Source organism: Promicromonospora sp. NPDC050880 (genome assembly GCF_044456525.1).
In the GTDB taxonomy this organism is placed as follows: Bacteria; Actinomycetota; Actinomycetes; order Actinomycetales; family Cellulomonadaceae; genus Promicromonospora.
In genome coordinates this window covers 43,980-54,283 of record NZ_JBITFV010000007.1, presented here as the reverse complement: position 1 = coordinate 54,283, position 10,304 = coordinate 43,980, and the positions used below count along the sequence as shown (strand labels likewise).

6 protein-coding genes are annotated in these 10,304 nt (G+C 72.4%); 3 read left to right on the top strand and 3 right to left on the bottom strand.

Annotation, left to right across the window (positions count from 1 at the left end; genetic code table 11):
• Positions 1 to 111: 111 nt before the first annotated feature.
• The 3 genes from ACIBBF_RS13775 to ACIBBF_RS13765 all read right to left on the bottom strand — a co-directional run bounded on the left by ACIBBF_RS13775 (position 112) and on the right by ACIBBF_RS13765 (position 6,163).
• Complete coding sequence (locus ACIBBF_RS13775) at positions 112 to 3,900, bottom strand: multifunctional oxoglutarate decarboxylase/oxoglutarate dehydrogenase thiamine pyrophosphate-binding subunit/dihydrolipoyllysine-residue succinyltransferase subunit (protein WP_397414043.1); 3,789 nt, start codon at positions 3,898 to 3,900, stop codon at positions 112 to 114.
• 357 nt (positions 3,901 to 4,257) lie between these two features.
• Positions 4,258 to 5,454, bottom strand: a complete 1,197-nt coding sequence (locus ACIBBF_RS13770) for a sensor histidine kinase (RefSeq protein WP_397414041.1) — start codon at positions 5,452 to 5,454, stop codon at positions 4,258 to 4,260.
• A 25-nt stretch (positions 5,455 to 5,479) separates the two neighbouring features.
• The gene (locus ACIBBF_RS13765; RefSeq protein WP_372494744.1) at positions 5,480 to 6,163 is read right to left on the bottom strand and encodes a response regulator transcription factor; all 684 of its coding nucleotides are present in this window, start codon (positions 6,161 to 6,163) and stop codon (positions 5,480 to 5,482) included.
• 241 nt (positions 6,164 to 6,404) lie between these two features.
• On the opposite strand from ACIBBF_RS13765, the gene ACIBBF_RS13760 reads away from it, so the two are divergent.
• The 3 genes from ACIBBF_RS13760 to ACIBBF_RS13750 all read left to right on the top strand — a co-directional run bounded on the left by ACIBBF_RS13760 (position 6,405) and on the right by ACIBBF_RS13750 (position 10,291).
• Complete coding sequence (locus ACIBBF_RS13760; RefSeq protein WP_397414039.1) at positions 6,405 to 7,835, top strand: hemolysin family protein; 1,431 nt, start codon at positions 6,405 to 6,407, stop codon at positions 7,833 to 7,835.
• Complete coding sequence (locus ACIBBF_RS13755; RefSeq protein ID WP_397414037.1) at positions 7,832 to 8,878, top strand: hemolysin family protein; 1,047 nt, start codon at positions 7,832 to 7,834, stop codon at positions 8,876 to 8,878. Before ACIBBF_RS13760 ends, ACIBBF_RS13755 begins: the two co-directional genes overlap by 4 nt.
• A gap of 168 nt (positions 8,879 to 9,046) precedes the next feature.
• Entirely contained in the window at positions 9,047 to 10,291 is a 1,245-nt protein-coding gene (locus tag ACIBBF_RS13750) for a D-alanyl-D-alanine carboxypeptidase family protein (protein WP_397414035.1), read from the top strand.
• Positions 10,292 to 10,304 lie beyond the last annotated feature (13 nt).

Here is a 10,304-nt window from a genome sequence, read left to right as displayed (position 1 = left end):
TTACCGGGGCGTCGCCCCGCGGCACCGCCGGGGGGGGGCGGGGCCCCCGCGGGGGGGGGCCCCCCGGGGGGGGGCCCCCCCGGGGGGCCCCGCCTCTCGTGGTGCGTGCGGTCAGCCGCGCGCGAAGGCCTGTTCCAGCAGGGTCTTCTGCTGGGCCTGGTGCAGCTTGGCCGTACCGGCCGCCGTCGAGGCCGACGCCGGGCGGGAGACCACCTTGACGTACGGCACGTCCATCGGCAGCGCCAGGTGGATGAAGCCCCACGCGCCCTGGTTCTGCGGCTCGTCCTGGACCCAGACCACCTCGGCGTCGCCGTACTTGGCGAGCTCCGCGCGGATCTGCTCCTCCGGGAACGGGTAGAGCTGCTCCAGGCGGACGAGCGCCACGCCCTCGTCGCCGCGCTTGGTGCGCTCGGCGAGCAGGTCGTAGTACACGCGGCCGGTGCACAGGATCACGCGGTCCACCTTCGCCGGGTCGGCGGTGGTGTCAGCGAGAACCTCGCGGAACGTGCCCTCGGTGAAGTCCTCCGCCGCGGAAGCCGCCGCCTTGAGGCGCAGGAGCTGCTTGGGCGTGAACACCACGAGCGGACGGCGCGGCCGGGCGTAGGCCTGACGGCGCAGCAGGTGGAAGTACGACGCCGGCGTGGACGGCTGCGCGACCGTGATGTTGTTCTCGGCGCACAGCTGCAGGAACCGCTCGATGCGGGCCGACGAGTGGTCGGGCCCCTGGCCCTCGTACCCGTGCGGCAGCAGCATGACCACCGAGGACGACTGGCCCCACTTCTGCTCGGCGGACGAGATGAACTCGTCGATCACCGTCTGGGCGCCGTTGACGAAGTCGCCGAACTGCGCCTCCCACAGCACCAGGGCGTCCGGGCGCTCCACGGAGTAGCCGTACTCGAAGCCGAGCGCCGCGTACTCCGACAGCGAGGAGTCGTAGACCCAGAACTTGGCCTGGTCGCTCGACAGGTACAGCAGCGGGGTCCACTCGGCACCGGTCTCGCGGTCGTGCAGCACCGCGTGGCGCTGCACGAACGTGCCGCGGCGCGAGTCCTGGCCGGCGAGGCGCACCGGGGTGCCCTCCACGAGCAGCGAACCGAAGGCCGCGAGCTCGCCGAAGCCCCAGTCGATGCCGCCTTCCTTCGCCATGAGCTGGCGCTTCTCCAGGAGCTGCGCGAGCTTGGGGTGCACCGTGAAGCCCTCGGGGGGTGTGGTGTGCACGTCGCCGACGCGCTGCAGCAGCTCCTGCGAGATCGCGGTCTGCCAGCCGACCATCGTCCCGGCGTCCTCACGCTGGGACTCGGGCCGCTCCAGGCCGGCGAGGTGCTCGGTCTGCGGCGCGGGCGTGAACCCGGACTTGGTCTCGGTGAACACCCGCTCGAGCTGCGACTGGTAGTCCTGCAGCGCGCCCTCGGCCTCCTCGACGGTGATGTCACCGCGCGCGACCAGGTTCTCGGTGTAGAGCTTGCGCACCGAGCGCTTGGTCTCGATGAGGTTGTACATGAGCGGCTGCGTCATCGACGGGTCGTCGCCCTCGTTGTGCCCGCGGCGGCGGTAGCAGATGAGGTCGATGATGACGTCCTGGCCGAACTGCTCGCGGAACGCGAAGGCCAGCTCGGCGGTGCGCACGACGGCCTCGGGGTCGTCGCCGTTCACGTGCATGACGGGGACCTGGTAGCCCTTGGCCACGTCGGTCGCGTAGGTGGTCGAGCGGGACGCCGTCGGGCCGGTGGTGAAGCCGACCTGGTTGTTGACGACCACGTGGATGGTGCCGCCGGTGCGGTACCCGCGCAGCTGCGACAGGTTCAGCACCTCGGGGACCACGCCCTGGCCCGCGAAGGCGGCGTCGCCGTGCACCAGGATCGGCAGCACGGAGAAGCCGTCGCCACCGAGGTCGATGCGGTCCTGCTTGGCGCGCACGATGCCCTCGAGCACCGGGTCCACGGCCTCCAGGTGCGACGGGTTGGCCGCGAGGTAGACGCGCGTGGTGGCGCCGGACTCCGAGGTGAACGTGCCCTCGGTGCCGAGGTGGTACTTGACGTCACCGGAGCCCTGGACGCTCTTCGGGTCGAGCTGGCCCTCGAACTCCTTGAAGATCTGGCCGTAGCTCTTGCCCGCGATGTTCGCCAGCACGTTGAGGCGGCCGCGGTGGGCCATGCCGATGCCGACCTCGTCGAGGCCACCCTCGGCGGCCTTCGACAGGATCGCGTCGAGCAGCGGGATGAGGGACTCGCCGCCCTCCAGCGAGAAGCGCTTCTGCCCGACGAACTTGGTCTGCAGGAACGTCTCGAACGCCTCGGCGGAGTTCAGGCGGCGCAGGATGCGGAGCTGGTCCTCGCGCGGCGTCTTGGCGTAGCCGGCCTCCAGGCGCTCCTGGAGCCACTTGCGCTGCGCCGGGTCGGCGATGTGCATGTACTCGATGCCGATGGTGCGGCAGTACGAGTCGCGCAGCAGGCCGAGGATCTCGCGCAGCGTGGCCTTCGGCTTGGTGCCGAAGCCCGCCGTCGGGAAGGTCCGGTCCAGGTCCCACAGCGTCAGGCCGTGGTTCTGGATGTCCAGGTCGGGGTGCTTGCGCTGGCGGTAGGCGAGCGGGTCGGTGTCCGCCATGAGGTGACCGCGCGAACGGTACGCCTGCACGACCTCGGCGATCTTGGCCGGCTTGGCGGCCTCGACGTCGGCGTCGACCGTGTTGTCGCGCACCCAGCGGACGGGCTCGTACGGCACGCGCAGGGCCGCGAAGACGCGGTCGTAGAAGCCGTCCAGACCGAGCAGCTTCTCCGCGATGATCTTGAGGAACTCGCCGGACTGCGCGCCCTGGATGATGCGGTGGTCATAGGTCGACGTGAGCGTCATGACCTTCGAGACGCCCATCCGGGCGAGCTGCTCCTCGGACGCGCCGGCGAACTCGGCCGGGTAGTCCATGGCGCCGACGCCGACGATGGTGCCCTGACCCTGCATGAGCCGCGGCACGGAGTGCACGGTGCCGATGCCGCCCGGGTTGGTCAGCGAGATCGTGGTGCCCTGGAAGTCCGGGACGCCGAGCTTGCCGCCGCGAGCCTTGCGGACCAGCTCCTCGTAGGCCGCCCAGAACTCGGCGAAGTCGAGCTCCTCGGCCTTCTTGATGCTGGGCACCAGGAGCTGGCGCGAGCCGTCGGGCTTGGCCAGGTCGATCGCGAGGCCGAAGCCGACGTGCGCGGGCTGGTTCACCCCCGGCTTGCCGTCCACCTGCTCGTAGTGGGCGTTCATGACGGGCATGTCCGCCAGCGCCTCGACCAGCGCGAAGCCGATGAGGTGCGTGAACGAGATCTTGCCGCCACGACCGCGCTTGAGGTGGTTGTTGATGACGATGCGGTTGTCGACCATCAGCTTGGCGGGCACGGCGCGCACCGAGGTAGCGGTGGGGACCTCGAGAGAGGCCTCCATGTTCGTGACCACGCGCGCGGCCGGGCCGCGGAGCTTCTGGACGTCGTCGACGGCGTCCGGGTGCGCCACCGGGCGCTCGAACGTGTCCGCGTAGTGCGTGGTGGGCGGGGTGGCGATGGGGTTCGCCGGGTTGATCTTCGGGTCGGCCGGGAGGACCTTCTCGCGCACCGGCTGGACGGCCTCCGAGGCGGCGGTGCCGCCCGTGACCGGGGCCTGCTGCGCAGGTGCTGCCGGCGCGGGGGCGGCCTCGGCAGGTGCCGCGGGTGCGGCCGCCGGGGACGCGGTGGGGGCCGTTGGACCGCCGTCCTTGGCGGACCCGTTCTCCCCCGGGGTGTAGTCGGCGAAGAAGTCCCACCACGCGGGGTCCACCGCGTTCTTGTCCTTCAGGTACTGCTGGTAGAGCTCGTCCACAAGCCACTCGTTGGCTCCGAATGACGAGCTCGCCACGCTGATCGACTCTGAACCAGCCTTAGGGGACACGCGCGGATCGCCCACCTTCACCACAGTTGCGTTCGTAGCGCGCCACGTCTGGTCGCGGCGCGCGCAGCCCGAATGTTTTCGGACCCTCCAAGGGTAGGCCCTTTCAGCCCTCCGGTGGGGTGTGGTCGCACGGGCCCAGCCGTGTGCCACGGCACCAATGAAGGTGGTTCGTCATGCTTCCCGCAGCCAGAGCAAAACGCGGGCAACATTCGCCCTCGAAGAGGCCAACGCCGCGTTACGGGGTTTTGTTGCAGGCTGGACGTTCTTTGCGTGTGTGACGGAAATCACGGGACTCCGTCTCACGCTTCGGCCGACCGGACCCCTAGGCTGCTGGGTTTCCTGCGGGCTTCGCCCGGTTCACACCGTGTGCGTGGTTGTGACACCCGGTGCCGGGTGTGCCCGCGCGGGGAGGGTGACGCGCATCGTCGCGCCGCGCTCGGAGTCCACCACCTCGACGTGCCCGCCGTGCAGCTCGACCGCCCAGCGGACGATGGCGAGGCCGATCCCGGTCCCGCCGCTCGACCCGACCGTGCCGCCGGCGGTGCTGCCGACCGTGCTCCCGGCCGTGCTCCCGGCCGTGCCGCCCGCGGCGTCCGGGAACGGCTCGGGCGACGAGCCGTTGCGCCCCCTGCCGTCGCCGGACCCCGTGCCGCGGACGAACCGCTGGAAGATCCGCTCCCGGTCCGCCGCCGCGATCCCGGGACCCTCGTCACTCACCTCGAGCACGACGTCGGCCCCCTCGCTCCCGTCCACCGGGTAGGCGTCCAGGCGCACGACGCCGCCGGCCGGCGAGTGCCGGATCGCGTTCTGCAGCAGGTTGGTGACCACCTGGCGCAGCCGCTCGGCGTCGCCCTCGATGACCAGGTCCTCCGGGGTGACGTCCACGACGTAGTGCAGGTCCTTCGCCGCGTCGACCATCGACAGGTCCTCGGCGCAGTCCTCGAGGAAGTCGCCCACCGCGATGGTGCCGACGTTGAGGGCCGACGCGCCCGCCTCGATGCGCGACAGGTCCAGCAGGTAGGTGACGAGCCGGGTCAGCCGCTCCGTCTGCGCGTGGGCCTGCTCCAGGGCCGCCGGCGTGGGCGGGACCACGCCGTCGACCATGTTCTCGAGCTGGGCCTGCAGGGCGGCGACCGGCGTGCGCAGCTCGTGCGACACGTTGGCGATCAGGTCCCGGCGGGTCTGCTCCACCGACGCCAGGTCCTCGGCCATCCGGTTGAAGGCGTGCGCGAGCTGCCCCACCTCGTCGCTGCTCGTGGCGCGCACCCGGCGCGTGTAGTCGCCGTCCGCCATGGCCTGGACGGCCTCCGTGATCTCGCGCAGCGGCGACGTCATGCCGCGGGCCAGGACCTGCGTGACCAGCAGCGACAGGATGATCGCGAGCGGGAACGTCCGGCTCGGGCCCAGGGACGCCTGCAGGCCCAGCCACGTGATGAGCACGGCGGCGGTCACGGTGGCCGCCACCAGCACGCCGAGCTTGATCTTGAGCGAGCTGAGCGGGTCGAGCGGGCGCACGTCCGGCACGCGGGGACGGGGCACGTGCGGCCGCATCATCGGGACACCTGGTCGTGAGACCCGATCACTGGCCGGCGGGCGGCTCGAACGCGTAGCCCACGCCGTGCACCGTGCGGATCAGGTCGGGGCCGAGCTTGCGGCGCAGCGCCTTGATGTGCGAGTCGACGGTGCGGGTGCCGCTCGCGTCCGCCCAGTCCCACACCTCGGCGAGCAGGCGCTCGCGCGTGAGCACGGTCTTGGGGGACCCGGCGAGCATGACCAGCAGCTCGAACTCCGTGGGGGTCAGGTGCACCTCGTCGCCGGCCCGGTACACGCGCCGCTGGGCGCGGTCCACCGTGACGTCGCCCATGGTCATGGGCGGGTCGGCAGGGGTGGTGGCGGCGGCCTGCGCGGCGCGGTCCACCCGCCGCAGCAGCGCCTTGATGCGGGCCACGAGCTCGCGCATCGAGAACGGCTTGGTCATGTAGTCGTCGGCGCCCACACCGAGGCCGACCAGCATGTCCGTCTCGTCGTCGCGCGCCGTGAGCATGAGGATCGGGGTCGGGTGCTCGGCCTGGATGCGGCGCGTCACCTCGAGGCCGTCGATCCCGGGCAGCATCACGTCGAGCACGACGACGTCGGGGCGCAGCCGCGAGGCCGCGTCGACACCGGACAGCCCGTCGCGGGCCACCTCGACGCGCCAGCCCTCGGCGGACAGGCGCTGAGCGATCGCCGTGGCGATCGTCGGCTCGTCCTCGACCACGAGCACGGTCGCGCTCTGCTGGCCGGTCGAGGCTGCGGCCGACGCCGTACCGGGCTGCTGCGGGGCCCCAGACGGCTGGGGAATACCAGATGACATAGGTCAATCATGCCCGTACTTGCCTGACAAGACACTGAGACGAGCCTGAGAGTCCGCCTCCCGCTACGATCTGTCGCACGATGATCGAGCGATATCCCGACCGGAATTCCTGGAAGATCCTGCACCCCCCGAGTGCCTTCCGGAGCGCGAGATGACCGGCGACTGGATCATGGTCGCCGTCGGCGTCATCCTCACAGCAGGTACTGCTGTCTTCGTGGCAGGGGAGTTCTCCCTCGTCACCATCGACCCCGCCGTGATCGGCGACTCCGACGACTCGGAGGGGGACAGACCCGGCCGGACCGGGTCCGGATCCACCTCCGCCCATGCCGCCCGGCCCGCGCTGGGGCACGGCATGCGGGACCGCAGCGTGCGCACCGCCCTGCGGCACCTCTCCACGGAGCTGAGCTCCGCCCAGGTCGGCATCACGCTGACCACGATCCTGCTCGGGTACACGGCGCAGCCGGCCCTGAACTCCCTGCTGTCGGCGGCCCTCGGCACGGCGTCCGTGCCGACCGCGGTCTCCGCCGGCCTGGCGGGCGTCCTGGCGCTCGTCCTGGTGAACGCCTTCTCGATGGTGTGCGGCGAGCTGATCCCCAAGAACTTCGCGCTCTCGGCCCCGCTCGCCACCGCGCGCCTGGTGGTGCCGGTGCAGCGCGTGTTCACGATCACGTTCAAGCCGCTCATCGCGGTGCTCAACGGGTCCGCCAACGCGCTGCTGCGCCGCCTCGGCGTGGAGCCGCGGGAGGAGCTGTCCGGCGCGCGGTCCGCGTCCGAGCTCGCCTCGCTCGTGCGGCGCTCCGCCGAGGAGGGCACGCTCGAGGAGTCGGTGGCGACCCTGCTGACCAACTCGATCGAGCTGGACACGCTCAGCGCCCGTGACGTCATGACCGACCGGCTGCGCATGTCCGTGCTGGATCGTGGTGCCACGGCGGCCGACGTCGTGGCGCTCGCCCGGCGCACGGGCCACTCGCGGTTCCCCGTGATCGGCGAGGACCGCGACGACGTGGTCGGCCTGGTGCACCTGCGGCGTGCCGTCGGGGTGCCGCACGACCGGCGCGACGAGGTCCCTGCGGCCGCGCTCATGGTGGAGGCCCCGCGGGTCCCGGAGACCGTGCGTCTCGGCCCGCTGCTCGTGGAGCTGCGCGAGCTCGGCATGCAGATGGCGGTGGTGGTCGACGAGTACGGCGGCACGTCCGGCGTCGTCACGCTGGAGGACGTGGTCGAGGAGCTGGTGGGCGACGTCGCGGACGAGCACGACCCGCGGCGCGCCGGTGCCGCCCGGGCCGCCGACGGGTCCTGGATCGTCCCGGGCGTGCTGCGCCCCGACGAGCTGATCGAGTACACGGGCATCGAGGTGCCGGAGGGCGCGGCGTACGAGACGCTCGGCGGGCTCGTCATGGCCGAGCTGGGGCGGATGCCCGCCGTCGGCGACGAGGTCACCGTCCGGAACGCGGCGTCGCGCGTGACCCTCCGGGTCGAGGCGATGGACGGGCGGCGCGTCGAGCGCGTCCGGGTCCGGCCGCTGCCCGGCGACGGCACGGGCGACGACGCGTCGCGCATCGAGAAGGGCACGAACCGATGAGCACGACCACCGCACTCGTCGTCGGGCTCGTGCTGCTCGCGGGCAACGCGTTCTTCGTCGGCGCGGAGTTCGCCGTCATCTCGGCACGGCGCAGCGCCATCGAGCCGCTCGCCGCGGCGGGTGACCGCCGCGCCGCGACCGTGCTGTGGGCGATGGAGCACGTGTCGCTCATGCTGGCGTGCGCGCAGCTCGGCGTGACCGTCTGCTCCACGGGTCTCGGCATCGTGGCGGAGCCGGCGCTCGCCCACCTCCTGGAGGGGCCGCTGCACGCCCTGGGCGTGAGTGACGAGCTCACGCACCCGATCGCGCTGGTCGTCGCGCTCGCGCTGGTCGTGTACCTGCACGTGGTGCTCGGCGAGATGGTGCCGAAGAACCTCGCCGTGGCGGGTCCGGACCGGGCGGTCATGTGGTTCGGGCCGCCGCTGGTGCTGCTCGGACGGGTGCTGCGCCCCGTGATCGGCGCGCTGAACTGGATCGCCAACCACGCGGTGCGCCTCGCCGGCGTGGAGCCGAAGGACGAGGTGGCCTCGGCGTTCACCGCCGAGGAGGTGCAGTCCATCGTGGAGCACTCCCAGGCCGAGGGCGTGCTGCGTGACGAGCAGGGCCTGCTCGCGGGTGCCATCGAGTTCTCCAACCGCACCGCGGGCGACGTGATGGTGCCGGTCGACGGCCTGGTCGCCGTCGACGAGGCCAGCACGCCCGACGACATCGAGCGGCTCGTGTCCAGGCACGGCTTCAGCCGGTTCCCCGTGGTGGCCCGCCGGGACGAGGGGGACGAGCTGGTCGGGTACCTGCACCTCAAGGACGTGCTGTACGCCACCGGCCCGGCACGCTTCGAGCCGGTGGCCGCCTGGCGGGTGCGCGCCCTGGCCGCCGTCGCACCGGGCGACGAGGTCGAGGACGCGCTACGCGTCATGCAGCGTTCCGGGGCGCACCTGGCCCGGGTGGAGGACGCTGAGGGGCAGGTGCTCGGCGTCGTCTTCCTGGAGGACATCCTCGAGGAGCTGGTGGGCGAGGTGCGCGACGCCATGCAGCGTCGTTGATCGCGGGTTGACCGTCCGCCGGCTCCCGGTCGCGCACGGGTAGGGAACGCGTCACGCACGGGTAGCGCACCTCGCCCGTCAGGGCTTGGCAGGGGGCTCGACCAGGGTTAGTGTCACGTGCGACATGTTCACCGCGAGGGGCCGCGGACACACGATGACGGAGGGCCAGTGGAGTCCACGGCTGTGACCAGCGTGCAGCCCGCGCCCATGACGCGCCGGGCACGGCGTGAGGCGGAGCAGCAGGCCCAGGCGCTCCGCGCCCGCGGAGCACGGAACCACCCGACGCACCCGCCGGTGGCACATCCGCCCGTCACGCACCCGCCTGTCACGCGCCCGCCCGTGCCGCACCCGCAGGCCTCCGCGCCGTGGTCGGCCGCGGGCAACCGGATCGCCGCGGAGACCCGGGTCGCGTTCGCGCAGCCGCCCGTCCCCGCGTCGCTGATCACCCACCAGACCCTTCCCGTGGCGCCGATGTCGGTGCCGCTCCCGGCCGTGCAGGTCACGCCGCTGCCCGCGGCGGCTCCCGGCCGTCCGTCGGTGCCGACGGCGCGGCCGCCCCGGCTACCGCACCCCTCGGGCGAGATCCCGCTGCTTCCGCGGCCCGTGCCGGCCACGCCCACCGCGCCGCCGGCCGCCCGGGGTACGGCCTCGTTCGACCAGCTCGTCACCGGCGCGATCCCGCGGCCGGTCCGCGCGCCCTCGGTACCCGCGGGGCAGCGCCTCATTTCGCGGGCCACCGTCATCGGCACGCTTGCCGCGGCGACCATCGCGGCCCCGTTCGCCCAGGGCCTGGCCCCGTCGGGCGAGTCCCCGTTCGAGGTCGAGGCGCCGCCGACCGGGCCGAACGTGCTCGACCTCGTGACCCAGCCCGTGGAGCGGCCCGAGACGTCCGGCGCGGTGCTGCGCGCGGAGGCGATGACGCGGCCCGAGTCGGCGGCGAGCCGGTCCTTCGACCGCAGCCCGCTGCCGGACTGCGACGTCGACGCGCCCGTCGAGGGCACCAACGGTGCGCTCGCGGACCACTCGCTGTGCGAGCTGTGGCAGGCGGGGGAGTACCTGCGGCCCGACGCCGCGATGTCGCTCAGCGCCCTCAACGAGGCGTTCCGCGCGTCGTTCGGGCGCGAGATGTGCCTCGTGGCGAGCTACCGCGACCTGGACACGCAGTACGAGCTCAAGGCGTCCCGCGGCTGGTACGCCGCGTCGCCCGGCACGTCGATGCACGGCTGGGGCCTTGCGATCGACCTCTGCTCGAAGGAGACCGGCGACAGCGAGGTCTTCTCGTGGCTCTGGGCCAACGCGCCGTCCTACGGGTGGCAGAACCCGTCGTGGGCGCAGCTCGGCGGCAGCAAGTACGAGCCGTGGCACTGGGAGTTCGTGTCCGGCGTCGTCGAGAAGGGTGAGTGGCACGGGTAGAGCCCGGTGCCCG